This window comes from Pseudomonas sp. TSO6 (genome assembly GCF_056098905.1).
In genome coordinates, this window is record NZ_JBLZWV010000062.1 from 73,014 (window position 1) to 99,214 (window position 26,201).

Genomic DNA, 26,201 nt, shown 5'->3' on the forward strand with positions numbered 1-26,201 from the left:
GCGATGAGGTACCTGTGGGAGCTGGCTTGCCGGCGATGGGCCGCACAGCGGCCCCAATTGCAGCATCGGAGCAATAACTTGCTAAAACGATCCCTCGGCACCCTCGCCCTCTTCTCTTTCCTGGCCGGCTGCGCCAGCCACGACATCGACCCGCGCGGTTACGACCAGACGGGCACCGCTTCCTATTACGGCTCGCGCCACCACGGTAAACGCACCGCCAGCGGCGAACCGTTCAACCAGCACGGCCTTACCGCCGCCCATCGCAGCCTGCCGTTCGGCACTCGCGTACTGGTCACCAACACGGCCAACCAGCGCAGTGTGGTGGTGCGCATCAACGACCGTGGCCCGCACACCCGCGGCCGCCTGATCGACCTGTCTCGCGCCGCAGCAGAAAAAATCGGCATGCTCCGTAGCGGAACAGCGCGCGTGCGAGTACAAGGGCTTAGCGACTGACGCGACAGGAGTCCGACCATTTTCGACCTGGCCACCCTTCCCACCTTCAGCCTGCTGCAATTGGGCGTTGCCCTGCTGCTGCTGGTCGGCGGCGCCGAATTGCTGGTGCGCGCAGCGCTGCGCCTGGCACAACGCCTTCATGTTCGCCCGTTGATCATCGGCCTGAGCCTGGTGGCTTTCGGCAGTACCGCGCCACAACTCACCGTCAGCCTGCAGGCCGCCTACCAGGGCGCGCCGGATGTGGCGGTCGGCAGCGTGATCGGCAGCAACATATTCAACGTACTGGTCATTCTCGGCCTGGCCGCGCTGATCATCCCCTTGCGCGTATCGCGCCAGCTGGTGCGCCTGGACATTCCGCTGATGATCGTCGCCAGCGGCCTGGTCTATGCCCTGTGCGCCAACGGTTACCTGGGCCGGGTTGAAGGGGGGCTGCTGCTGCTTGGCCTGGTCGGCTACCTGGTAATGCTCTGGCACCAGTCGCGCCACTACGCACGCACCTACCCCGCGCCGGACACGGCCAAATCCAGCGCCAGGCGCTTCTGGTCAGGCACGCTGCTGCTGGTGTTGGCCGGCCTTGCCCTGCTGAGCCTGGCGGGGCACCTGCTGCTGGAGGCCGCCGTGGAGGTTGCCACCGACCTGGGGCTGTCCGAGCGCATAATCGGCCTGACCGTCGTCGCCATCTGCACATCCCTGCCAGAGCTCGCCGCCGCATTGATCGCTGCCCTGCGCGGTGAACGGGAAATTGCCGTGGGCACGGTCATCGGCAGCAACCTGTTCAACCTGCTGGCCGTGCTGGGCCTGACCGCGCTGATCACCCCTGAGCCGCTGTCGATCTCGCCCAACGCCCTGGCGTTCGACCTGCCAGTAATGCTCGGGGTTGCCGTGCTGAGCCTGCCGGTGTTCTATTCCGGCTACCGGATCACCCGCGCCGAAGGCTTGGTGTTCCTCTGCCTGTACGTGGCGTACGGGCTGCACGTGGCGGCATTCACAATGGGCATGCCGCTGGCCGGGCGCCTGGAGCGGTTGATGCTGTTCTATGTGCTGCCTGTGCTCGGCGTGGTGCTGCTGTATACCACCGTGCGTGCCTGGCGCCGGCAGCATTGATCGGGCCATGTCATCTGGCGCATGCCTTAAGCCTTGTGTCGCCCTTTAGATCGAGCGCCGCGCGGGCGGCGCTCGATCTCACAGGCGATACAAATCTAACGGCGAACCTGCCGAGCCTTCTTCAGCTTGAAGGCCACCCACAGCACGGCAATCCATGCCGGGATCAGCATCACCGAGATGCGAATCGGCGGGGTCAGGTACATCACCACCAGAATCAGCACAATGAACGCCAGGCACAGGTAGTTGGTCAGCGGGTGCCCCAGGCTCTTGTAGAACGGGGTAATCCCGGCCGCCAGCTTGGCTTTGCGGAACTTCAGGTGGGTAATGCTGATGCTCGCCCAGTTGATCACCAGCGCCGACACCGCCAGGGCCATCAGCAAGCCAAAGGCCTCACCCGGCATCAGGTAGTTGATCACCACGCACAGCCCGGTAGCGAAGGCCGACACGCCCAGCGCAGTCAGCGGCACACCGCTGCGGCTGACTTTCAGCAACTGGCGCGGTGCATCGCCCTGGCTGGCCAGACCAAACAGCATGCGGCTGTTGGCGTATACGCAGCTGTTGTAGACCGACAGCGCGGCCGTCAGCACCACGATATTGAGAATGGTCGCCACCAGGTCGCTGTCCAGTTCGTGGAAGATCATAACGAACGGGCTACCGCCCTGCACCACCTTCTGCCACGGGTACAGCGACAGCAGCACCGCCAGGGCACCGATGTAGAAGATCAGGATGCGATACACCACCTGGTTGGTGGCCTTGGGGATGCTCTCGCGCGGGTTGTCGGCCTCGGCAGCGGTGATACCCACCAGCTCCAGGCCACCGAACGAGAACATGATCACTGCCAGCGCCATCACCAGGCCGCTGACACCGTTAGGGAAGAAGCCGCCGTATTGCCACAAGTTGGCCACGCTGGCATCCGGGCCGCCATGGCCACTGCTCAGCAACCAGGCGCCGAAGCCGATCATGCTGACGATGGCCACTACCTTGATCAGGGCGAACCAGAATTCCATTTCGCCGTAGACTTTCACCTGGGTCAGGTTGATCAGGTTGATCACCACGAAGAAGATCGCCGCCGTGGCCCAGGTGGGGAAATCCGGCCACCAGTACTGCACGTAGATACCCACAGCCGTCAGCTCGGCCATGCCCACCAGCACATACACCACCCAATAGTTCCAGCCCGACACGAAGCCTGCAAACTCGCTCCAGTACTGGTGGGCAAAGTGGCTGAAGCTGCCGGCTACCGGCTCTTCCACCACCATTTCGCCCAGCTGGCGCATGATCAGGAAGGCCATCAGGCCCGCGATGGCATACCCCAGCAACACGGAGGGGCCGGCCAGCTGAATGGTCTGGGCGATACCCAGGAACAAGCCGGTACCGATAGCCCCGCCCAGCGCGATCAGCTGGATATGGCGATTCTTCAGCCCGCGCTGTAGCTCGGGCGTGCTCTGGTCTTGCATGAAGTGTCCTTTAGCTCAGTGAGGCTGTGTTTTTTGTGTTGTTTGCAGTCAAGGATCTAGATCCATCCGCCCCACTGCAAGATGAAAATGCCGATATTGGTGGTGATTGCCGCCATTAGCGTAGTAATGACGATGATCGACGCCGCCAGCTCATGGTTGCCATTGGCTGCTCGCGCCATGACGTAACTGGCTGCTGCGGTAGGGCTGCCGATGTACAGGAACAGGATGCCCAGTTCGGCCCCGCGAAAACCACACAGCCAGGCGCCGAGGGTGCCGGCCAGCGGTAGCCAGACCATCTTAACCAGGCTGGCGTCGATGGCCAGCTTGCCGCTGTCGCGCAATGCCGTCAGCGACAGGGTGCCGCCAATACACATCAAGGCCAACGGCAGGGTCATCTGCGCCAGGTAATCCCCCGAAGTCAGCAGCCAGTTGGGTAGCGGCACCTGGCCGTAAGCCATGGGTGTCGCGACCAGCACACTGATGATCAGCGGGTTGCTGAAGATGCTCTTGCAGATGCTCCACGGGTCGGACTTCAGGTCCGGGCTGTACACCGCCAGCACTACCGCCGACAGCGAGTTGTACATGAGGATGACCAGGCCGGCGAGCACCGCCCCCAGCGAAATACCGTAGTCGCCGTACAGGCTGGCAGCCAGGGCCAGGCCAATCACGCCGTTGTTGCCGCGGAACGCGCCCTGGGTATAGATGCCCCGGTCGGCCAGCGGGCTGCGCCAGATGGCCATGCCCCAGGCGACGGCGAAGCCAACCAGGGTGGCGGCGATGAAGTAGAGGATGACGCCGGGCTTTACCGCTGCTGCCAGGTCGGCGTGGTAGATACCGAGGAACAGCAGCGCTGGCATGCAGACGTTGAACACCAACTGCGAGGCGACACGGTTGAAATTGTCGTCGATCAGGTGGATGCGCTTGAGCAGCACGCCCATGAACAGCATGGCGAAGACAGGTGCCGTGATGTTCAGCGTCTGGATGAGAAGGGCGAGCATGCGCAAGCGATCCTGGAGAGGGTTGCCGTTAGGTGGCTAATGATACGCCAACGGCCGCTAGTTGCGGGGATCAGGTGCGATAAAGAGACGTTTCCGACAGTGCTGGCCCTATCGCCGGCAAGCCAGCTCCCACAGGTATTGCATATATACCGGAACCTGCGGGGTGCCTGTGGGAGCTGGCTTGCCGGCGATGAGGCCGGTACAGGCGAAAGGGATCAGCGCCGGACCGGGCGCTTCTGCAGCTTGCGCTGCAAGGTCCGCCGGTGCATGCCCAGCGCCCGTGCGGTGGCCGAAATGTTGCCCTCGTGCTCGTTCAGCACGCGCTGGATGTGTTCCCACTGCAGGCGGTCGACCGACATGGGGTTTTCCGGCACCAGGGTATCCAGGTCGGTGTGTTCCGACAGCAGCGCTGCCAGCACATCATCGGCGTCGGCCGGCTTGCACAGGTAGTTGCAGGCGCCGCGCTTGACCGCTTCCACCGCAGTGGCAATGCTCGAGTAGCCGGTCAGGATCACCACGCGCATTTCCGGGTCGAGCTCCAGCAGCTTGGGCAGCAGCACGAGGCCGGAATCACCGTCCATCTTCAGGTCCAGCGTGGCGTAGTCCGGCAAGTCCTGCTGCGCCAGAATCAAGCCTTCTTCGGCAGAACTGGCGGTGCTCACGCGGAAACCGCGACGGCTCATTGCCCGGGCCATGACCCGGGTGAAGGTGGCATCGTCATCCACCAACAGCAGGTGCGGCAGCTCTTCGCTTTCGACCTGGTTTTCTTCGCTCATCATTCATCTCCTCGCTTGCCATAGGGCAGGCGCAATTCGGTCAGGGTGCCACCCTGTTCATGACTATAGAGTTTTACCGAACCGCCCGCACGGGTCACGCTGGCCTTGCTCAAGAACAGGCCCAGGCCGAAGCCTTTGCCTTTGGTGGTAATGAAGGGTTTGCCGATGGCTTCGGCAATGGCCGGCGGCACGCCAGGGCCATGGTCGCGGATGCTGATGACGATGTCCTGGGCATCCCAGTCCAGGTGCACCTCCAGGTCATCGGGGCAGGCATCGGCGGCATTGTTCAACAGGTTCAGCAACGCCTGGGTCAGGTCTGGCGGCGGTGTCAGCCGCGGCACCTTGCCATCGCGCAGGCGCTGGAAGCGGTAGCTGGCTTCGGGGCGCATCAGGTGCCAACGGTTCAGCGCCTCGTCCAGCCAGGCGGTCACATCCTGCTCCACGATCGCCAGGCGGCGGTTGGCTTCGGCAGCGCGCACCAGCTGTTGCAAGGTCTCTTTGCACAGCTTTACCTGGTCCTGGAGGATCTGCAGGTCTTCCTGCAGCAGCGGGTCGGTATGGTCCTGGCGCATTTCGTTGATCAGCACGCTCATGGTCGCCAGCGGCGTGCCCAGCTCATGGGCGGCACCGGCGGCCTGGGTAGCCACGGCCAGCAATTGCTCGTCACGCAGGCTTTCTTCACGCCGTTCGGAGCGCAGCTGCTCCTGGCGGCGCAGCTCTTCGGCCATGCGCGCGGCAAAGAAGGTAATCACCGCCGCAGCCAGGGCAATGCTCAGCCACATGCCGTAGACCTGCATCTTGTCCCGCGCCATGGGCAGGCCTTCAAGCGGGTAGAACTGCACCAGCAGCAGGCTGTAGGCGGTCAGGGCGATACCCGAAAGAATCAGCGAATACAGCCACGGCAAGGTCACCGCGGCAATCGCCAGCGGTACCAGGTAATACGACACGAACGGGTTGGTCGAGCCGCCGGAGTAGTACAGCAAGGCACTGTGGATCAGCAGGTCGCAGGCCAGCTGCAGGGCGTACTCCATTTCGGTGACTGGCAGCGACAGGCGCAAGCGCAGCGCCGTAAAGGCACACAGCAGCGAGGACAACGCCAAGGTGCCAGCCAGCGACAGCCAGGGCAACGGCAGCAATTCGGTCCAGTAGGCGACGCCCACGGAGCCAGCCTGGGCAGCCAGGACCAGGACCCGAATGACAGTCAGGCGCCACAGGTTCTGGCGGGTAGCGGACAGCGGTTGTACGGCAGCGAGCATGAGCTCTCCTGATGAGTGCTCCAGAAAATCGGCTGGAGTATACCGAAGCCGGGCGCCTCACTGCAGCGATGCGGCAAAGCGCCACACTTTGTCACAGGTTGATGATGGCACTTTTGAACCCACTACACTGTTGCCGGTCTGATGGGCCATGCGTGGAATGGATGACCAGACCCCACGCCTTTTATTGCCAAGGAGTACCACATGCAAATCCCACGTCGCGGCGCCGCCCTGATCCTGTCTTGCGGCTTGCTCGCCAGCCTGCCGGCGCTGGCTGCCGATGAGCCACGTTACAACCAGGTATCGCTGCGTGCCGAAGTGAGCAAGGAAGTGGCGCGCGACCTGATGGTCGTGACCCTGTACAGCGAAGCGCAGAACACCGACCCGGGCAAGCTCGCCAAGCAGATCACCGAAACCATGAACAGGGCCGTGCAGCAGTCGCGCCAGGTCAAGGACGTGAAGATCAGCCAGGGCAGCCGCAACAGCTACCCGGTGTATGACAGCAAGGGCCAGAAGATTACCGGCTGGCGCGAGCGCGCCGAGCTGCGCCTGGAAAGCGACAACTTCCCGGCCTTGTCCCAGCTTACCGCCGACCTGCTGCAAGAGCTGAAAATGGGCGGCATGGACTTCTCCATCGCCCCGGCCACGCGCAAGGCAAGCGAGGATGCACTGCTCAAGGACGCGGTCGATGCCTTCAAGGCACGCGCGCAACTGGCCACCGAAGCGCTGGGCGGCAAGGGCTATAAAGTGGTCAGCCTGAACCTCAACAGCAGCGGTTACCCGCGCCCGTACCTGCGCAGTGCGCCGATGGCAATGAAAGCCATGGGGGCTGATGAAGCCGCGCCAGCGCCGGACATCGAGGCGGGTACCAGCGAAGTGAGCATGAATGCCGATGGCCTGATCGAAGTGCAGATGCCCTGACAGCCACACGCTTCAAGCGGCAAGTTTCAAGTTGACGGTGAACCCGGTCTGCTTTGTCTTGTTGCTTGAAGCCTGCCGCTTGAACCTGCTTTTCAGACGTTTCCTACGCACCACCCAGGTGCATCCTACGCATACCCCCGCCTCGAAACATCCCGCAAAATGCCATCATTTTGCCTGCGCAAACGTTTAACTTCGTCGAAAGTTATACCAATGCGACATCCATGTACGGTCGTACCACTTTTCCGGCGCCAACTATCCTTCTACCTGTTGCATTGGGAACATCCCCTGCATAAGTATCCTCAGGTCGGCTCACGAGGCCACCTCATCCAAAAAATGACAACAATGAGGCCACCATGCTCAAACACGCAGTCATTCCGTTCCTGCTTGGCGCAGGCTTACTCACCGGTGCACCGTCGGCCCTGGCCGCGTCCAACCTGGTGTTCTGCTCCGAAGGCAGCCCGGCCGGTTTCGATCCGGGGCAGTACACCACCGGGACCGACTTCGACGCCTCGGCAGAGACCGTGTTCAACCGCCTGACCCAGTTTGAACGGGGCGGCACTGCGGTCATCCCGGGCCTGGCGACCAAATGGGAAGTGTCCGACGACGGCAAGACCTACACCTTCCACCTGCGCGAAGGGGTCAAGTTCCATACCACCGACTACTTCAAGCCCAGCCGCCCCTTCAACGCCGACGACGTGCTGTTCACCTTCAAGCGCATGCTCGACAAGGACTACCCGTTCCGCAAGGCCTACCCTACCGAGTTCCCGTACTTCACCGACATGGGCATGGACAAGAACATCGCCAAGGTGGAGAAACTCGACGAGCAGACGGTGAAGTTCACCCTCAACGAAGTCGACGCAGCGTTCATCCAGAACCTGGCCATGAGCTTTGCTTCCATCCAGTCGGCCGAATACGCCGACCAGTTGCTCAAGAATGGCAAGGCTGCCGACATCAACCAGAAACCGATCGGCACCGGCCCGTTCGTGTTCAGCAAGTACCAGAAGGACGCGCAGATCCGCTTCAAGGGCAACAAGGACTACTGGAAGCCCGATGACGTGAAGATCGATAACCTGATCTTCGCCATCACCACCGATGCCTCGGTGCGCATGCAGAAGCTGAAGAAGAACGAGTGCCAGGTCACCCTGTTCCCGCGCCCGGCCGACATCGAGCCGCTAAAGGCCGACAAGAATCTGCAAATGCCGCAGCAAGCCGGGTTCAACCTCGGCTACATCGCCTACAACGTGATGGACAAGATCAAGGGCAGCAACGAGCCCAACCCCATGGCCCAGCTGAAAGTGCGCCAGGCGCTGGACATGGCCGTGGACAAGAAGAAGATCATCGAGTCGGTCTACCAGGGGGCCGGCCAGTTGGCAGTCAATGGCATGCCGCCAACGCAATGGTCCTATGACGACAGCATCAAGGACGCCGCCTTCGACCCCGAAAAGGCCAAACAACTGCTGAACGAAGCCGGCATCAAGGAAGGCACCGAGATCACCCTGTGGGCCATGCCCGTACAACGGCCGTACAACCCCAACGCCAAGCTGATGGCCGAAATGCTGCAATCCGACTGGGCCAAGATCGGCATCAAGGCGAAGATCGTCAGCTATGAATGGGGCGAGTACATCAAACGCTCCAAGGGTGGCGAACAGGGCGCCATGCTGATTGGCTGGAGCGGCGACAACGGTGACCCGGACAACTGGCTGGGCACCCTTTACGGCTGCGATGCCGTCGACGGCAACAACTTCTCCAAGTGGTGCTTCAAGCCCTACGACGACCTGATCAAGCAGGCCAAGGCCACCTCAGACCAGGCCAAGCGCACCGAGCTGTACCAAAAGGCGCAGCACATCCTCAAGGAGCAGGTGCCGATCACCCCGATCGCCCACTCCACCGTGTACCAGCCCATGAGCGCCAAAGTGAAGGACTTCAAGATCAGCCCGTTTGCGCTGAACTCCTTCTATGGCGTCAGCGTGGACAAATAGGCTGACTGAGGCACCCGCTGAATCGCGGGTGCCCTCCCCCCCACCTCTTCATGTCGTCCTGCGGCCATACGCTGCGGGGTCGGCTAACTGTTGCCGCCATTCGTACCCGAAGGCGGCGCAAACAGATGAAAAAGGATTTGCCATGCGCCACGTTACCCGCCTTTCCGCGCTGCTGGCCCTGGGCCTGGTCAGCCAATCCCCGTTCCTGCTGGCCAACAACCTGGTGTTCTGCTCTGAAGGTAGCCCTGCCGGTTTCGACACCGCACAGTACACCAGCGCCACCGACAACGACGCCGCCGAACCGATCTACAACCGCCTGGTCGAGTTCGAGCGCGGCGGTACTGCCGTGCACCCTGCCCTGGCGACCCGCTGGGAAGTCTCCGACGATGGCTTGCGCTACACCTTCCACCTGCGTGAAGGGGTGAAGTTCCACAGCAACAAGGCCTTCAAACCTGGCCGTGACTTCAATGCCGACGACGTGCTGTTCACTTTCAACCGCATGCTCGACAAGGGCTACCCGTTCCGCCAGGCCTACCCCACCGAGTTCCCTTACTTCATCAGCATGGGCCTGGACAAGAACATCGCCCACGTCGAGAAAATCGACCCACTCACCGTGGCATTCACCCTGAACACGGTCGATGCCGCGTTCATCCAGAACCTGGCCATGAGCTTCGCTTCCATCCTCTCCGCCGAATACGCCGAACACCTGATGGCCAGCGCAAGGCCGAGCGACATCAACCAGCAGCCCATTGGCACCGGGCCGTTCGTGTTCCAGCGTTACCAGAAGGATTCGCAGATCCGCTACAAGGGCAACAAGGATTACTGGGCACCGGATGAAGTGAAGATCGACAACCTGGTGTTCTCGATCAACATCGACCCCTCGGTACGCATCCAGAAGCTGCGCCGCAACGAATGCCAGGTCACCCTGCACCCACGCCCCGCCGACCTGCCGGCGCTCAAGGCCGACCGTTCGCTGCAGGTGCTGCAGCAACCGGGCTTCAACCTCGGCTACATCGCCTACAACACCCAGCACCCACCCTTCGACCGGCTGGAGGTGCGCCAGGCGATGGATATGGCTGTGAACAAGAAAGCCATCCTGCAGGCGGTTTATCAGGACTCCGGCCAGCTGGCGGTCAACGCCATGCCACCCACCCAGTGGTCCTATGACGAAAGCCTCAAGGACGCACGCTACGACCCGGAAAAGGCCAGGCAGCTGCTGCAGCAGGCGGGCGTCAAACCGGGCACCGAAGTCACCCTGTGGGCCATGCCGGTGCAACGCCCGTACAACCCCAACGCCAAGCTGATGGCCGAAATGCTCCAGGCCGACTGGAACAAGCTTGGTTTCAAGGTGCGCATCGTCAGTTACGAATGGGGCGAGTACCTCAAGCGCATGAAAAGCGGCGAACACGACATCGCCCTGATTGGCTGGACCGGCGACAACGGCGACCCGGACAACTGGCTGGGCACCCTCTACAGCTGCGATGCCATCGGCAGCAACAACTACTCGCTGTGGTGCGACCCGCAGTACGACAGCCTGGTCAAGCAGGCCAAGCAGGTCACCGACCAGGCGCAGCGCAGCGCCCTGTACCAGCAGGCCCAGCAGCGGCTCAAGCAGCAGGTGCCGATTACCCCGGTGGCGCACTCCACCGTGAACCAGCCGCTCAGCGTCAAGGTTTCCGGGTTCAAGGTCAGCCCGTTTGGGCGCAATGATTTCTCCGGCGTGAGTGTTGACTGACTTTTAGCCTTCAAGGGCCTCTTCGCGGGTAAACCCGCTCCCACAAGTACCCCCATCAGCCAGGGCCTGCACAGGTCCCTGTGGGAGCGGGTTTACCCGCGAAAAGGCCGGTACAGGTAGCACAACGCCCCCGATTTAGCCCGGCGATCCCGGGCAACCCTGGCAACACCGCAACAACCATCCGGCCCACAAGGCCGGCAATGACTAGAAAAAAATGGGAGCTTCAACCTTGAGAGTATTCACCCTGACCGCACTGGCCTTATCCATCAGTGCCTTTTCCACCGTGGCCCAGGCCGATCCGCAAAGCCAGGCCTTCGTCCCCCTCACCCTCAAAGCCAGCAGCGAGCAGGCGCAAGCCAGCGGCTTCATCGACGGCCAGAGCCTGTCCGGCACCACCCGCAACTGGTACGCCCGTGAACGCGCCGCACGCGCGCCGCTGTGGCGCTACTACAAGAGCGACGGCACCCGCCACCCCACCCACAGCCGGGAAAACTGGCTGCAAGGCACCATCCTCAACTACAGCTCCGGTTTCACCCAAGGCACCGTGGGCATCGCCGTCGAGGCCGCAGCCTACAATGCCATTGCCCTGCAACAGAACCGCCAGGCCGTCGCCGGCCCCAACAACCGCACCCTTACCCACAGCGATGGCGACCCCATCGGCCAGTGGAGCAAGCTGGGCCTGGGCAATATCAAGGCGCGTGTGTCCAACACCACCCTTACCCTCGGCCGTCAGTCGGTAGACACGCCGATGATCGCCTACATCGGCAACCGCGCCTTGCCATCGAGCTTCCAGGGCGCGTTCCTGCACAGTGCCGAGTTCGACAACCTGAGCTTCGACCTGGGCACCTTCGACCGCGTCTCGCCACGTACCGAACAGAGCCTGAGCAAGTTCCGCAGCGAATACAGCGCCACGGGCGTGGAAACCGACCGCGCCAGCACCGCCGGCATCAACTACCAGCCGTTCAGGAGCCTGAGCACCCGCCTGTACGCCACCCAGGTCGACGACTTCTGGAACCAGTACTACTTCGGCGCCAACCACGTGCTCGGCGACAGCGCAGTGCTCAGCCTGAGCACCGGCCTGAACTACTACAAGACCGTGGATGCCGGCAGCCAGAAAATGGGCAAGATCGACAACGACACCTACAGCCTGTCGCTCGACCTGACCCACCAGGCCCACACCCTCGGTGCCTCCTGGCAGCAGGTGAACGGCAACGAGTACTTCGACTACCTGCACGGAACCAACGGCATCTACCTGGCCAACTCGCTGCTGTCGGACTTCAACGGCCCCAACGAAAAATCGCTGAAGATCTCCTACGTACTGAACATGGCGCCCTACGGCGTGCCCGGCCTGAAGTTCAACCTGTACAACGCCCGCGGCTGGGGCATCGACGGCACCCACTACCGCGGCACCGCCTACGACGTGAATGGCCTGAACGGCGAAACCCACTACGAGTGGGGCATCGGCACCAGCTACGCGGTGCAGAGCGGGCCGCTGAAAGACACCAGCGTCCGCGCCACCTACACCACCCACCGCGCCAGCAAGGCCCAGGGTGACGGCAGCCTGGACGAGTTCCGCGTGGTCACCACCATTCCATTCAACATTCTTTGACCGCTGGCGCCACGGCCCCTTCGTGACGGGCCGTGGCGGCTACGCTGGAATCAATGCAAAAGCAGGGAGTCTTCAACCCATGCAGAGAGCTTTCATCAAATCGATACCGCTACGCCTGGCCCTGGCCGCGCTGGTGCTCGGCGGCGCCACGCAGGTGGCGGCCAAGCCGCTGGTGGTGTGCACCGAAGCCAGCCCGGAAGGGTTCGACGTGGTCCAATACACCACGGGAGTCACCTTCGATGCCTCATCCGAAACCCTGTTCAACCGCCTGGTCGACTTCAAGCCCGGCACTACCGATATCCAGCCGGCCCTGGCCGAGCGATGGGAGATTTCAGCCGACGGCCTGACCTACACGTTTCACCTGCGCCAGGGGGTGAAGTTCCACAGCACCGAGTACTTCACCCCTACCCGTGAATTCAACGCCGACGATGTGCTGTGGAGCCTGCGCCGCCAGCTCGACCCCGCCCATCCATGGCACGACAAGACCAGCGTCGGCTACCCGTACTTCGAAAGCATGGCCTTCAAGCAACTGCTCAAGTCGGTGGACAAAACCGACGACCACACGGTGGTAATCACCCTCAACCGCCCGGAAGCGCCGTTCCTGCGGGACATGGCGATGGGGTTCACCTCGATCTACTCCGCCGAGTACGGCGACCAGTTGCTCAAAGCCGGCAAGACCGCCGAACTGAACAGCAAGCCGATCGGTACCGGCCCATTCATCTTCCAGCGCTACAACAAGGACGCTCAGGTCCGCTTCAAACCCAACCCGGACTACTTCCGCGGCAAGCCACCAGCCGACTCCTTGATATTCGCCATCACTACCGATAGCAACGTGCGCCTGCAAAAGCTGCGCGCCAACGAGTGCCAGGTGGCGCTGTACCCCAAGCCGGATGACGTGCCGTCGATAATGGCTGAGCCCAGTCTCAAGGTTGCCCAAACCGAAGCGTTGGTCACCGGCTACATCGCCATGAACACCCAGCACAAATACCTCAACGATGTGCGCGTGCGTAAAGCCATCAACATGGCCTTCGACCGCCAGGCCCATGTCGACCAACTGTTTGGCAAAGGCAACGCACTGGTGGGTGTAAACCCTTACCCACCGACCATGATCGGCTACAACCCCCGCAACCAGAACCCGCCGCGCGACCTCGACAAAGCGCGTGCCCTGCTCAAGCAGGCCGGTGTACCCGAAGGTACGGTGATCACCCTGTTCACCCGTAACGGCGGCGGCATGACCAACCCTAACCCGCGTCTGTCCGCCGAGATGCTGCAAGCCGACCTCAAGCAGATCGGCCTAAAGCTGGATATACGCGTGATGGAGTGGGCCGAGATGCTGCGCCGCGCCAAGAATGGCGAAGCCGACCTGGTGTCTACCGGTTGGGCCGGCGACAACGCCGACCCGGATAACTTCCTGACCCCACTGCTGAGCTGCGAGGCGGCCAGGAACGGCGAGAACTATGCCCGCTGGTGCAACCCTAAGTTCCAGGAGCTGATCACCCGCGCCCGCGAGGTGATCGACAACGAGGAGCGTGCAAGGCTCTATAGCGAGGCATTGAAGGTGTACGATGACGACCAACCCTGGATCAGCATGGCCCACCCCAAGGTGTTCACGGCCATGCGTGACAACGTGGAGGGCTACGTGATCAGCCCTCTGACCAACAATAACTTCGCCACCACCAAGGTGAAGTAGAACAACAACGACCGCCGGCAACCCATACGGGAACCGGCGGCACTGCCGTAGCGGGCTGATCGCCCCACGGCCTGATGAGGTAACCCCGACAATGTTGAGTTTTATTGCCCGGCGCCTTGGCCTGTTGATACCGACCTTTTTCGGCATCACCTTGCTCACCTTTGCGCTCATACGCCTGATCCCCGGGGACCCGGTGGAAGTGATGATGGGCGAGCGCAGGGTCGACCCCGAAATGCACGCCCAGGCCATGGAACGCCTGGGCCTTAACAAGCCGCTGCCGGTCCAGTACCTGGACTACGTCGGCAAGCTCGCCCAGGGTGACCTCGGGGAATCGCTGCGCACCCGCGAAAGCGTGTGGACCGAATTCCTCACGCTGTTCCCGGCCACCCTCGAACTGGCCTTCGCCGCCCTGCTGTTCGCCGGCATCGTCGGCCTGCTGGCCGGGGTGATCGCCGCGCTCAAGCGCGGCTCACTGTTCGACCACGGGGTCATGGGCATATCCCTGGCCGGCTACTCGATGCCGATCTTCTGGTGGGGCCTGATCCTGATCATGTTCTTCTCGGTAAGCCTGGGCTGGACCCCAGTATCCGGGCGTATCGACCTGCTTTACGACATCGAGCCGAAGACCGGCTTCATGCTCATCGATACCCTGCTCAGCGACGAAGAAGGCGCGTTCAAGGACGCGGTGATGCACCTGATACTGCCAGCCATCGTGCTCGGCACCATCCCCCTGGCGGTAATCGCCCGCATGACCCGTTCGTCGATGCTTGAAGTGCTGCGCGAAGACTACATCCGCACCGCTCGCGCCAAGGGCCTTTCGCCCGCCCGGGTGGTGTTCGTGCATGGCCTGCGCAACGCCCTGATTCCGGTGCTCACGGTGTTCGGCCTGCAGGTCGGCACACTACTGGCCGGTGCGGTGCTGACCGAAACCATCTTTTCCTGGCCGGGCATCGGCAAGTGGCTGATCGAAGCCATCGGTGCCCGTGACTACCCCGTGGTCCAGAACGGCATCCTGTTGATTGCCTGCCTGGTGATCCTGGTCAACTTCGTCGTGGACATCCTCTACGGCCTGGCCAACCCACGCATCCGTCATCAGCGCTGAGGCCTTTGCCATGACTAGCCCGATTGCAAAATCCGTGTCGCCGGCCAGCCCGGTGGACCAGAGCCTGCTCTACCCCTCGCCGTACAAAGAATTCTGGCAAGCCTTTGCGCGCAACAAAGGCGCAGTGATGGGCCTGGCCTTCATGTGCCTGGTGGTGTTCTGCGCACTGTTCGCGCCATGGGTTGCCCCCCATGACCCGAGCGAGCAGTACCGCGACTTCCTGCTGACCCCGCCGGTATGGCTCGAAGGCGGCACCTGGCAGTTCATCCTCGGCACCGACGAACTGGGCCGCGACCTGCTTTCGCGCTTGATCCAGGGGGCGCGGCTGTCGCTGCTGATCGGCCTGTCGTCGGTGGTGATGTCGCTGATCCCGGGCATCCTGCTGGGCCTGCTGGCCGGCTTCTTCCCGCAAATCCTCGGCCCGTCGATCATGCGCCTGATGGACGTGATGCTGGCCCTGCCCTCCCTGCTGCTGGCCGTGGCCATCGTCGCCATCCTCGGCCCAGGCCTGATCAATACGGTGATCGCCATCGCCATCGTCTCCCTGCCCTCCTACGTGCGCCTTACCCGGGCTGCGGTGATGGTCGAGCTGAACCGCGACTACGTCACCGCCGCACGCCTGGCCGGCGCCGGGCTGCCACGGCTGATGTTCGTCACCGTGCTGCCCAACTGCATGGCGCCGCTGATCGTGCAGGCCACCCTCAGCTTCTCCTCGGCGATCCTCGACGCTGCCGCCCTGGGCTTCCTCGGCCTGGGCGTGCAACCGCCGACCCCGGAGTGGGGCACCATGCTGGCTTCGGCCCGTGACTACATCGAGCGTGCCTGGTGGGTGGTGAGCCTGCCCGGCCTGACCATTCTGCTCAGTGTGCTGGCAATCAACCTGATGGGCGACGGCCTGCGCGATGCGCTGGACCCGAAACTCAAGAACGCCGCCTGAGGAGAACGCCATGTCACTGTTGCAGATCAAAAACCTGAATGTGCGCTTCGGCGACGCCAATGCGGTACCCGTGGTCGATGGCCTGGACCTGTCGGTGGACGCCGGCGAAATCCTGGCCATCGTCGGCGAATCCGGCTCGGGCAAATCCGTGACCATGATGGCCTTGATGGGCCTGATCGACGCCCCCGGGCGCATCACCGCCGACACCCTCAGCTTCGACGGCACCGACATGCTCAAGCTCAGCGGCCGCCAGCGGCGCAAGGTGGTGGGCAAGGACATCGCCATGGTCTTCCAGGACCCGATGACCGCGCTCAACCCCAGCTATACCGTGGGCTTCCAGATCGAAGAAGTGCTGCGCCAGCACCTGGGCCTGAAGGGTAAAGCCGCACGCCAGCGTGCCCTTGAGCTGTTGAAAAAGGTCGAAATCCCGGCTGCGGAAAGCCGCCTGGATGCCTATCCGCACCAGCTGTCTGGCGGCATGAGCCAGCGCGTGGCGATTGCCATGGCCATTGCCGGCGAGCCCAAGCTGCTGATCGCCGACGAGCCGACCACCGCGCTGGACGTCACCATCCAGGCGCAGATCATGGAGCTGCTGGTCAACCTGCAGAAGGAGCGCAACATGGCGCTCATCCTGATCACCCACGACCTCGCCGTGGTCGCCGAAACGGCCAGGCGGGTATGCGTGATGTACGCAGGCGAAGCCGTCGAAGTGGGCCAAGTGCCGACGCTGTTCGACGTGCCCGCCCACCCTTACAGCGAAGCCTTGCTGGCGGCGATCCCCGAGCACAGCATCGGCGCCGAGCGGCTGGCCACCCTGCCCGGCATTGTCCCCGGCCGCTACGACCGCCCGGTCGGCTGCCTGTTGTCGCCGCGCTGCCCCTACGTGCAGGACAACTGCCGGCGCCAGCGCCCGCCTCTCGATCCTCAGGCCCACAGCCTGGTGCGTTGCTTCTATCCGCTGAACCAGGAGGTGGCGTGATGGCCGTCGTTCTATCTGCCCGGGACCTCACCCGGCATTACGAAGTCTCCCGCGGGCTGTTCAAAGGCCACGCCCTGGTCCGCGCACTGAATGGCGTGTCGTTCGAACTGGAAGCCGGCAAGACCCTGGCGGTGGTCGGCGAGTCCGGCTGCGGCAAGTCGACCCTGGCCCGTGCCCTGACCCTGATCGAAGAGCCGTCTTCCGGCTCGCTGCAAATTGCCGGCACCGAGGTGAAAGGCGCCAGCAAGGCCGAGCGCAAGCAACTGCGCCGCGATGTGCAAATGGTGTTCCAGAGCCCTTACGCCTCGCTTAACCCACGGCAGAAGATTGGCGACCAGCTGGCTGAACCGCTGGTGATCAATACCTCGCTGAACAAGGCCGAGCGGCGCGAGAAAGTACAAAAAATGATGGAGCAGGTGGGCCTGCGCCCCGAGCATTACCAGCGCTACCCGCACATGTTCTCCGGGGGCCAGCGCCAGCGCATTGCCCTGGCCCGGGCGATGATGCTGCAACCCAAAGTGCTGGTGGCGGACGAGCCGACCTCGGCGTTGGACGTGTCGATCCAGGCGCAGGTGCTGAACCTGTTCATGGACCTGCAAAAGGAGTTCAACACTGCGTACGTGTTCATCTCGCACAACCTGGCGGTGGTGCGGCATGTGGCTGATCACGTGCTGGTGATGTACCTGGGGCGCCCGGTGGAAATGGGGCCTAAAGTGGACATCTACGAGAAGCCGCTGCACCCCTATACCCAGGCGCTGCTCTCGGCAACGCCAGCCATTCACCCGGACCCGCTGAAGCCGAAGATTCGCATTGTCGGCGAGCTGCCAAACCCGTTGAACCCGCCCGATGGGTGTGCGTTTCACAAGCGCTGCCCGTATGCGACGGAACGTTGTGCCAAGGAGGTGCCGGCGTTGCGGCAGGTGAGTAGCCGGCAGGTGGCTTGCCACTATGCCGAGCAGTTCCTGTAGATGACCGGGGGCGCTTTGCGCCCCATTCGCAGCACAAGGCTGCCCCTACAATGGACCGCGATAACAGGGGATATCGCGGTCGTCTGTAGGAGCAGCCTTGTGCTGCGAATGGGCCGCAAAGCGGCCCTCTCGGTCAATGCATGAAAATGGCAATCAGGATGATGACCGGGATCGGTACACCAAGCATCCAGAGCAGTATCGAGCGCATGTCAGTTCTCCTTGCTTAACGTTGAATGGTGCGATGGGCTACGTATTCGCCTTCCAGCCACTGCACCTGGTCACGACGGCGACCACCGTAGAGCGCTGCAAGGCTGGCGAAGAAGGCGCCACACAGCAGCGCGACGAAGGTCCACAGCGCTGTCCAGGCAGCAACCTTGGCGGCAGTATCAGCGGCTTGCTTGGCCTGCACTTTCAGCTGTTGCACCTGGGCCATCACCTGATCGACACGGGCTTCGGCCTCGGCCTGGGTCAGACGCGTGCGCTGGGCCACCAGCTGCGCCAGGTAAGTGCGGTCTTCGGCAGGCAGCGCACCATCGCTGGCAATGCCTTTGGCCAGGATGCGTGCGGCCACGCCGTTGGCTGCATCGTCGCTGACAGGGGCCGGGCCATCGCCACGGAACAGGCTATCGACGAAATAGCCCATCGAATCGTTGTTGTCACCGGATGCCGCCGCACCACCGGCAGCCGCCGATACTGTGGCCGCCTGCGAAGCCGCGCTGGCACCAGCGCCCACCAGGTTGCCCGCAGCGCCCAGCACCAGCATGGCCGTCACCAGGGTAGCTACAGCCCAGGACAGGAAGCCATGCGCGGTATCGCGGAAATACACTTCATCGCCATGCAAGTTGGCCCATTTCACCCGCAACCGACCGGCAATGTAGCCGCCCAGGCCCGAAGCGATGATCTGCGTCAGCAGCAGCCATACGATGGTGGAAATGCCCAGGGCCTTGGCACTGGCCCCCTCGTCTGCCCAGGGGGAAGTGGCTGCGAAGCCAAGCCCTGCACCAAGGACCACCAGGATCAGGGACAAGGCAGCTGCGGTAGCGGCGCCAGCGAAAATTGCAGCCCAGGAAACACCTGAGCGGCTTTGTGAATCGACAGCGGGATAGTCGGCAGGGGTGATCATGATGTTTTCGCCTTAAGTGGTTAGCGACAAGTCCATTCGCGCAGTAACCATTGCAGCGGCTGTGCCATTTGCGACAAAAAATTACACCCTTATAAAACAATGAGTTAGAAATATCGGCTCGTTCATAATCGTGCAAATTGCGCGACTTGGCCCTGTGCATCAGGTGTTCTGCATTCTTGTAGCAAGCTTTGCGGCGAGGCATCATTCACCCATGACGCTCCCCGATGGCCCCGCCCAGACCCCGATTACCGCCGACACGGTGCTGCGCTACCACCTGTGCTGGAAGCATCGCGACCTCGACGGCGTCATTGCGCTATACCACCCCGATATCCAGTACCACGACTTCTTCCAGAACCGCGTGCTTGGCTACGTTGAGTTGCGCGACTACGTGCGCGCCTGCCTGCCCCATGAAGCCGGCGAAGATATCGTTCACAGCGACCGCATCCGCGTCGATGGCTGCACCGCGTTCATCCAGTACCAGGTCACCGTCCAGGGCGGTGACGGCTTGGTGGCGTTCCAGTCCAGCGAGGCGATCACCGTCAAGGACGGTCTGATCTGGCGGGTCAACGAATACGCCACGCTGGTTCGCCAGAACGGCAGCGGGCATGGCCGCAGCGGCCCGCGTCCGGCCACCAGTCGCCTGGGCCTGTCGCCGCGGCAGCTGTCGACCATGGCTCAGGACCTGGAGCACTACTTCCAGCGCCAGCGCCCCTACCTGGACCCGGAGCTGGACCTGCAGCAGGTGGCCGACGCCAGCGGCTACAGCCGCAACCAGATTTCCTACCTGCTGAACCAGGTGCTCGGGCAAAGCTTCTACCGCTACGTCAACCAGGCCCGCCTGCAGCACCTGATGGCCAGCCTCGACGACGACAGCGTCGAGGCGACGATCGACGAGCTGGCGTTCAGCGCCGGTTTCAACTCGCTGTCGGCGTTCTACAAGGGCTTCCGCGAGCACACCGGGCTCACGCCCAAGGCCTACCTCAAGCAAATTTCTCTGCGTGCACGCACGTAAGACAGCCACTAGCTGACAGCACTAGGATCGCCCACAGACCTTGACCGATGTGGAGCCGAACCCGATGCAACCCCTGCGCACGCTCAGCCTGTGGATGGACCAGCTCGAAGAGCCATTGTGCGCCCGCCCGGCCCTGCGCGAAGACCTGGCAGTGGATGTGTGCATCATCGGTGCCGGCTACACCGGCCTGTGGACCGCCTACTACCTCAAGCGCCAGGCGCCACAACTGAACATCGCCGTGATCGACGCCAACATCGCAGGCTTCGGCGCGTCCGGGCGCAATGGCGGCTGGCTGATGGGCAACTTGCTGGGCGAAGACCGCCTGCTCGCCACCCTGTCGCCACAACAGCGCCGCGCCAGCATCGACCTGCTGCACGGCATTCCCGATGAAGTGCAGGGTGTGTTGCAACGCGAAGGCATCGACTGCGACTACCGCAAGGGCGGCGTGCTGTACTGCGCCGCGCGCTACCCGGAGCAAGAACGCAGCCTGCGTGCCTACCTCGATGACTTGTATCGCCAAGGCATGACCGAGGACGACTACCGCTGGCTGCGCCCCGAGCAACTGGAAAACCAGCTGCGGGTCAGTAATGCATTTGGTGCCATCTATAGCCCGCACACCGCGACCATCCAGCCGGCCAAGCTGGTGCGTGGCCTGGCACGCGCGGTCGAAGCGCTGGGCGTGCCAATCTACGAAAACACCCCGGCCATCGACTGGCAACCCGGCGAGGTGCGCACCCCGCTGGCGCGGATTCGCTGCCAGTGGATGGTGCCGGCCGTCGAAGGCTACGCCGCCAGCCTGCCGCCGCTGGGCAAGCACCAGTTACCGGTACAGAGTTTGCTGATAGCCACCGAACCGCTGCCGGAATCGACCTGGGAGCAGATCGGCCTGAGCCAGGGCCAGGCCTTCAGCGAGAGCAGCCGCCAGGTCACCTATGGCCAGCGCACTGCCGACAACCGTCTGGTATTCGGCGCACGCGGTGGTTACCGCTTCGGTGGCCGCCTGCGCGAAAACTTCAACCTCCAAGAGCACGAAATCGAACTGCGCCGCTACCTGTTCAGCGAGCTGTTCCCGCAGCTCAAGCATGTGCGCATCACCCACTCCTGGGGCGGCAACCTGGGCATGGCCCGGCGCTTCCACCCGCACATGCTCTGCGACCGCCAGCGCGGCATAGCCTTGGCCGGTGGTTACGGCGGTGAAGGGGTCGGCGCCACCAACCTGGGTGGTCGCACCCTGGCAGCACTGATCCTCAACCAGCACAACGAACTGACCGCGCAGCCTTGGGTGCTCGACAACCGCCCGGTTTCCAGCCTGGCCAGCTGGCCGCCCGAGCCCTGCCGCTGGCTGGGCTACAACGCGATCATCCAAAGCTTCGTCCACGAGGACCGGACCCTCGCCAACCCCGCCAGCGCGCCCTGGAGGCGGCGCCTAGCCAGCTCGCTCGCGGACTTCATGGAAGGCTTCATGCACTGACTTCCCTTATCAACTGCACAGGATCCACCGGTCATGAGCATTACCCAGTTCAAGAACACCGACAGCGCTGTCCTCGACAGCTCCAACCCGGTCGCGGTGCCGCTTGGCGACCCCGTGGCAGTGACGTCTGTTACCTGCGTAGAGCGCAGCGATGGCGTCGAAACCGGCATCTGGGAGTGCACCCCGGGGCGCTGGCGGCGGCAGATCGTGCAACAGGAGTTCTGCCACTTCATCAAGGGCCGCTGCACCTTCACCCCCGACGGTGGCGAGCCCCTGGTCATAGAAGCCGGAGACGCATTGATGCTACCGGCCAACAGCACCGGCACCTGGGACATCCAGGAGACCGTGCGCAAGACCTACGTACTCATTTTCTGATCCGCTGATCGCCTGCCTTCGATAACAACAGACAAAGCAAGGTAAACCCGACATGCGCACGCTCCTTCTCGCCCCCCTGATGCTGGCCGCCAGTGTGGCCGGCGCCGCCGAAACGGTGAAAATCTACAACTGGTCCAGCTACGTCGCCCCCGACACGCTGAAGAACTTCCAGCAAGCCAGCGGCATCGTGCCCACCTACGACGTGTACGACAGCAACGAAACCCTCGACGGCAAGCTGATGACCGGCAACTCCGGCTACGATGTGGTGTTCCCTTCCAACCACTTCATGGCCCGGCAGATCCAGGGCAAGGCCCTGAAGAAGCTGGACAAGTCGCAGCTGCCCAACTGGCAAAACCTCAACCCGGTGCTGCTCAAGGCACTGGAGGTGAACGACCCGGGCAACCAGTACGGCTTCCCGTACCTGTGGGGCAGTACCGGCATCGGCTACAACATCGACAAGGTCAAGGCGGTGCTCGGCGACAACGCGCCGGTGGACTCGTGGGACCTGATCTTCAAGCCCGAGTACATGAGCAAGCTGAAAAGCTGTGGCGTCGCCGTGCTGGACAACGGCCCCGAACTGCTGCCGATTGCCCTGCACTACCTGGGCCTGCCGCACCACAGCCAGAACCCGGCGGACTACGACAAGGCCAAGGCGCTGTTGATGCAGGTGCGGCCTTACATCAGCTACTTCCATTCATCGAAGTACACCGGCGACCTGGCCAATGGCGATATCTGTGTGGTGGTGGGCTTCTCGGGGGATGTGCTGCAAGCGAAAAACCGTGCCGAAGAAGCGAAGAACGGGGTGAAGGTGGGCTATTCGATACCCAAGGAAGGCGCGCCCATGTGGTTTGACATGGTGGCCATGCCGGCCGATGCACCGGACGAAAAAGCCGGGTATGCCTACATGAACTACCTGCTGCAGCCAGAGGTGATGGCCAACATCAGCAACCATGTGCAGTACGCCAACGGCAACCTGAAGGCGGACGGGCTGGTGGAGCCGGCCATGAAGGGCAATACGATGATTTACCCGAGCGAAGACATGATGGGCAAGTTGTATGCGCTGGAAGCGATGCCGGCGAAGATCGACCGCATTCGCACCCGGATCTGGACCAGTATCAAAGCCGGGAACTGAGCCCTGTGTAGTTTTCACTGGCCTCATCGCCGGCAAGCCAGCTCCCACAGGGATTGCACCAGCCTTCAGGGCTGTGCACATCCCTGTGGGAGCTGGCTTGCACAGGGATTGCACAAGACTTCAGGGCTGTGCACATCCTTGTGGGAGATGGCTTGCACAGGGATTGCACAAGCCTGCAGGACTGTGCACATCCTTGTGGGAGCTGGCTTGCCGGCGATGGGGCCAGATCAGACAACACAACTGCCTGATCTGGCTTCTGAGGATCAGTGGTGTTCGCGGGTCGCGCGGAATTTCACATCCGGCCAGCGCTCTTCCATCAGCGCCAGGTTGACCCGGGTCGGCGCCAGGTAGGTCAGGTGCCCGCCACCGTCGATGGCCAGGTTCTCCATGGCCTTGGTCTGGAATTCCTCGAGCTTCTTCTTGTCATCGCAGCTGATCCAGCGCGCCGACCACACGGTGATCGGCTCGTAGGCGCATTCGACCTTGTACTCTTCCTTCAGGCGGCTGGCGACCACATCAAACTGCAGCACACCGACCGCCCCGAGGATGATGTCGTTGCTGCGCTCCGGGAAGAACACCTGGGTTGCACCCTCTTCGGCCAGCTGCTGCAGGCCCTGGCGCAGCTGCTTGGACTTGAGCGGGTCCTTCAGGCGCACACGGCGGAACAGCTCCGGGGCGAAGTGCGGAATACCCGTGAAGCCCAGTGCTTCGCCTTCGGTGAAGGTGTCGCCAATCTGGATGGTGCCGTGGTTGTGCAGGCCGATGATGTCGCCGGCAAAGGCCTCGTCCAGCTGCTCGCGCTCGGACGAGAAGAAGGTCAGCGCGTCACCGATGCGCAGGTCCTTACCGGTACGCACGTGGCGCATCTTCATGCCCTTCTCGTACTTGCCCGAGCAGATGCGCATGAAGGCGATCCGGTCGCGGTGTTTCGGGTCCATGTTCGCCTGGATCTTGAACACGAAGCCTGTGAACTTTTCCTCTACCGGCTCCACAGTACGCTCGTGGGCGACACGGGCCAGCGGGCGCGGCGCCCAGTCGACAACGGCATCGAGCACATGGTCGACACCGAAGTTGCCCAGTGCGGTACCGAAGAACACCGGCGTCAGCTGGCCATTGATGAACTCGTCCTGATCGAACTCGTGGCAGGCACCCTGTACCAGCTCAAGCTGTTCGAGGAAGCGATCATATTCGTCACCCAGGTGCGCGCGGGCTTCATCGGAGTCCAGCTTCTCGATGATCTTCACCTCGGTACGCTCATGGCCGTGGCCCGGGGTGTAGACAATGATGTAGTCACCGCGCAGGTGGTACACGCCCTTGAAGTCGCGGTAGCAACCAATCGGCCAGGTGATCGGCGCAGCCTTGATCTTCAGAACGGCTTCGATCTCGTCGAGCAGTTCGATCGGGTCGCGGATGTCACGGTCGAGTTTGTTGATGAAGCTGACGATTGGCGTATCACGCAGGCGGCACACGTCCATCAGGGCGATGGTACGCGGCTCTACACCTTTACCGCCATCGAGCACCATCAGCGCCGAGTCCACCGCGGTCAGGGTGCGGTAGGTGTCTTCCGAGAAGTCTTCGTGGCCGGGGGTGTCGAGCAGGTTGATCATGTGCTCGCGGTACGGGAACTGCATCACCGAGGTGGTGATGGAGATGCCGCGCTGCTTCTCCATTTCCATCCAGTCGGAGGTGGCGTGGCGGTCGGACTTGCGCGACTTCACGGTACCGGCGACGGCAATGGCCTTGCCCATCAGCAGCAGCTTCTCGGTGATGGTGGTCTTACCGGCGTCGGGGTGGGAAATGATTGCGAAAGTGCGGCGCTTCGCGACTTCGGCGGCCTGGTTGGTCATGGGAAATCGCCTGACTGGGGGATTCAAAAAGGGGCGATATCATACCTGAAGTTGGGCTGGGACCAAAATCTGCTGAACCAGCGGCACTTGTTCCGGCCTCTTCGCGGGTGAACCCGCTCCCACAATGACCTGCGCTGTTTTCAAGCCTTGCACAGGCTGTGGGAGCTGGCTTGCCGGTGACAGGGCCAGCCCGACAGCAAAAAATCATCAGGCAATCGCTTTATCACGACAAATGGCCAAAGCGCAGTTATTTCAACGCCTGCAGCGCATTAAGCTGCTGTTTTTTCTCGCCAAAATTCCTGAGACCCAGTGATTAACGCTGGCCAAATGCCGCCTCAGATGGGAACCTTTGCGCCCACGGAGACGTCCATTCCCTTGCAACCCGCTTCGGTTGGGGACTGGTTTCATCAGCATTTTCGGGCCCGACGGGGTTCGGCTCATGGCCTGATCGCAGCCTTCGGCGTGCGTCACGCTGCTACTCGCGAACACACCAACCGCCGCCAGGACTGGCCGGCAAAAAAGAAGTGTGCTCGCCGACAACACAAGGAGTCCGCCTGTGGCTAAACGCTACGGTAAAGGGCTGTTGGGATGCGCCACCGTGCTCGTCATCCTGGCCCTGCTGGTCCACTGGATCGGCATCGACACGATCGCGCGTTACCGCGACGATCTTGGGTTCTACCTGCAAGCGCACCTGGTTCTGGTGCTGGCTTCGATGGCGGCGGCGTTAGCCGTGGGCATCCCGGCTGGCATTGCCCTCAGTCGACCGCACCGGGTCGACAAAGCCGAGCGCTTCATGCAGTTTTTCAACGTTGGCAACACCATCCCTCCCCTGGCCGTTCTGGCCATCGCGCTCAGTATCCTGGGCATCGGCGCCGGGCCTGCGATCTTCGCGCTGTTCCTCGCCTCCCTCCTGCCCATCGTGCGCAACACCTACGAGGGCCTGAAAAACGTCCCCGCCTCGCTCAAGGAAGCCGCCACCGGCATCGGCATGACCCCGCGCCAGCAACTCTGGCAGGTGGAGCTACCGAATGCCGTGCCGATCATCGTCGGTGGTGTACGCGTGGCCCTGGCGTTGAACGTGGGCACCGCACCGCTGGCCTTCCTGATCGGCGCCAACAGCCTGGGTAGCCTGATCTTCCCCGGCATCGCCCTGAATAACCAGCCACAGCTGCTGCTGGGTGCCGCCTGCACCGCACTGCTGGCACTGGTGCTGGACGCGGCGGTGAGTTTCTCCAGCAAGCGCTGGCTGGAACGTGGCCTGGCCCAATAAGGATAGGGAACGT

Annotated in this window: 22 protein-coding genes; 16 read left to right on the plus strand and 6 right to left on the minus strand. The window is 62.7% G+C overall.

Annotation, left to right across the window (positions count from 1 at the left end):
- The first annotated feature begins 78 nt into the window (after window positions 1–78).
- Together ACN6NG_RS24505 and ACN6NG_RS24510 are read left to right on the plus strand one after the other, a co-directional pair.
- Window positions 79–453, plus strand: coding sequence for a septal ring lytic transglycosylase RlpA family protein (locus tag ACN6NG_RS24505; protein WP_063426377.1), 375 nt, complete (start codon window positions 79–81; stop codon window positions 451–453).
- Between the two features lie 60 nt (window positions 454–513).
- The gene (locus ACN6NG_RS24510) at window positions 514–1,557 is read left to right on the plus strand and encodes a calcium/sodium antiporter (RefSeq protein ID WP_063426375.1); all 1,044 of its coding nucleotides are present in this window, start codon (window positions 514–516) and stop codon (window positions 1,555–1,557) included.
- A gap of 95 nt (window positions 1,558–1,652) precedes the next feature.
- Here the strand turns inward: ACN6NG_RS24510 and ACN6NG_RS24515 are convergent, their stop codons facing one another.
- The 4 genes from ACN6NG_RS24515 to ACN6NG_RS24530 form a co-directional block, all read right to left on the minus strand.
- Window positions 1,653–3,011 (minus strand): amino acid permease, encoded by a 1,359-nt coding sequence (locus tag ACN6NG_RS24515; protein WP_016501356.1) that lies wholly within the window; start codon window positions 3,009–3,011, stop codon window positions 1,653–1,655.
- A gap of 56 nt (window positions 3,012–3,067) precedes the next feature.
- Window positions 3,068–4,009, minus strand: a complete 942-nt coding sequence (locus ACN6NG_RS24520) for an AEC family transporter (protein ID WP_049274375.1) — start codon at window positions 4,007–4,009, stop codon at window positions 3,068–3,070.
- 215 nt (window positions 4,010–4,224) lie between these two features.
- On the minus strand, window positions 4,225–4,785 hold the full coding sequence (locus ACN6NG_RS24525; protein ID WP_003255244.1) for a response regulator transcription factor: 561 nt from the start codon (window positions 4,783–4,785) through the stop codon (window positions 4,225–4,227).
- Window positions 4,785–6,041 carry an ATP-binding protein gene (locus ACN6NG_RS24530; protein WP_016501358.1) on the minus strand — a complete coding sequence of 419 codons (1,257 nt, stop codon included), beginning with the start codon at window positions 6,039–6,041 and terminating at the stop codon, window positions 4,785–4,787. The genes ACN6NG_RS24525 and ACN6NG_RS24530 overlap by 1 nt, the downstream gene beginning before the upstream one ends.
- Window positions 6,042–6,242: 201 nt before the next feature.
- Here ACN6NG_RS24530 and ACN6NG_RS24535 point away from each other — a divergent pair, with 201 nt between their 5' ends.
- From ACN6NG_RS24535 to ACN6NG_RS24575, 9 genes are all read left to right on the plus strand, one after another.
- A complete protein-coding gene (locus ACN6NG_RS24535) occupies window positions 6,243–6,959 on the plus strand; it encodes an SIMPL domain-containing protein (protein ID WP_059394678.1) in 717 nt (238 codons plus the stop codon).
- A 353-nt stretch (window positions 6,960–7,312) separates the two neighbouring features.
- Window positions 7,313–8,938: an ABC transporter substrate-binding protein gene (locus ACN6NG_RS24540; protein ID WP_063426373.1), complete on the plus strand. Its 1,626-nt coding sequence runs from the start codon at window positions 7,313–7,315 to the stop codon at window positions 8,936–8,938.
- Window positions 8,939–9,080: 142 nt separating this feature from the next.
- On the plus strand, window positions 9,081–10,673 hold the full coding sequence (locus ACN6NG_RS24545) for an ABC transporter substrate-binding protein (protein ID WP_063426371.1): 1,593 nt from the start codon (window positions 9,081–9,083) through the stop codon (window positions 10,671–10,673).
- 229 nt (window positions 10,674–10,902) lie between these two features.
- Entirely contained in the window at window positions 10,903–12,282 is a 1,380-nt protein-coding gene (locus tag ACN6NG_RS24550; RefSeq protein ID WP_474316675.1) for an OprD family porin, read from the plus strand.
- A 79-nt stretch (window positions 12,283–12,361) separates the two neighbouring features.
- The gene (locus ACN6NG_RS24555; protein WP_063426369.1) at window positions 12,362–13,972 is read left to right on the plus strand and encodes an ABC transporter substrate-binding protein; all 1,611 of its coding nucleotides are present in this window, start codon (window positions 12,362–12,364) and stop codon (window positions 13,970–13,972) included.
- Window positions 13,973–14,063: 91 nt separating this feature from the next.
- Entirely contained in the window at window positions 14,064–15,074 is a 1,011-nt protein-coding gene (locus tag ACN6NG_RS24560) for an ABC transporter permease subunit (protein WP_016485006.1), read from the plus strand.
- Window positions 15,075–15,084: 10 nt separating this feature from the next.
- Window positions 15,085–16,011, plus strand: coding sequence for an ABC transporter permease subunit (locus tag ACN6NG_RS24565; protein ID WP_016501364.1), 927 nt, complete (start codon window positions 15,085–15,087; stop codon window positions 16,009–16,011).
- 10 nt (window positions 16,012–16,021) lie between these two features.
- Window positions 16,022–16,990, plus strand: a complete 969-nt coding sequence (locus tag ACN6NG_RS24570; protein ID WP_063426367.1) for an ABC transporter ATP-binding protein — start codon at window positions 16,022–16,024, stop codon at window positions 16,988–16,990.
- Window positions 16,990–17,958: a peptide ABC transporter ATP-binding protein gene (locus ACN6NG_RS24575; RefSeq protein ID WP_063426365.1), complete on the plus strand. Its 969-nt coding sequence runs from the start codon at window positions 16,990–16,992 to the stop codon at window positions 17,956–17,958. The genes ACN6NG_RS24570 and ACN6NG_RS24575 overlap by 1 nt, the downstream gene beginning before the upstream one ends.
- Before the next feature lie 223 nt (window positions 17,959–18,181).
- Here the strand turns inward: ACN6NG_RS24575 and ACN6NG_RS24580 are convergent, their stop codons facing one another.
- Window positions 18,182–19,081: a hypothetical protein gene (locus ACN6NG_RS24580; RefSeq protein ID WP_132844027.1), complete on the minus strand. Its 900-nt coding sequence runs from the start codon at window positions 19,079–19,081 to the stop codon at window positions 18,182–18,184.
- A gap of 211 nt (window positions 19,082–19,292) precedes the next feature.
- Here ACN6NG_RS24580 and ACN6NG_RS24585 point away from each other — a divergent pair, with 211 nt between their 5' ends.
- From ACN6NG_RS24585 to ACN6NG_RS24600, 4 genes are all read left to right on the plus strand, one after another.
- A complete protein-coding gene (locus ACN6NG_RS24585) occupies window positions 19,293–20,093 on the plus strand; it encodes an AraC family transcriptional regulator (RefSeq protein WP_474316682.1) in 801 nt (266 codons plus the stop codon).
- A gap of 64 nt (window positions 20,094–20,157) precedes the next feature.
- Complete coding sequence (locus ACN6NG_RS24590; RefSeq protein ID WP_474316685.1) at window positions 20,158–21,564, plus strand: NAD(P)/FAD-dependent oxidoreductase; 1,407 nt, start codon at window positions 20,158–20,160, stop codon at window positions 21,562–21,564.
- A 33-nt stretch (window positions 21,565–21,597) separates the two neighbouring features.
- Entirely contained in the window at window positions 21,598–21,939 is a 342-nt protein-coding gene (locus ACN6NG_RS24595; RefSeq protein WP_016484999.1) for a cupin domain-containing protein, read from the plus strand.
- Between the two features lie 52 nt (window positions 21,940–21,991).
- Complete coding sequence (locus tag ACN6NG_RS24600) at window positions 21,992–23,071, plus strand: polyamine ABC transporter substrate-binding protein (protein ID WP_016501371.1); 1,080 nt, start codon at window positions 21,992–21,994, stop codon at window positions 23,069–23,071.
- A 263-nt stretch (window positions 23,072–23,334) separates the two neighbouring features.
- Here ACN6NG_RS24600 and ACN6NG_RS24605 read toward each other — a convergent pair whose 3' ends face one another.
- Complete coding sequence (locus ACN6NG_RS24605; RefSeq protein ID WP_016484997.1) at window positions 23,335–24,918, minus strand: peptide chain release factor 3; 1,584 nt, start codon at window positions 24,916–24,918, stop codon at window positions 23,335–23,337.
- Window positions 24,919–25,474: 556 nt separating this feature from the next.
- Between ACN6NG_RS24605 and ACN6NG_RS24610 the strand changes: the two genes are divergently transcribed.
- Window positions 25,475–26,188 (plus strand): ABC transporter permease, encoded by a 714-nt coding sequence (locus ACN6NG_RS24610; RefSeq protein WP_016501375.1) that lies wholly within the window; start codon window positions 25,475–25,477, stop codon window positions 26,186–26,188.
- Window positions 26,189–26,201: the final 13 nt, after the last annotated feature.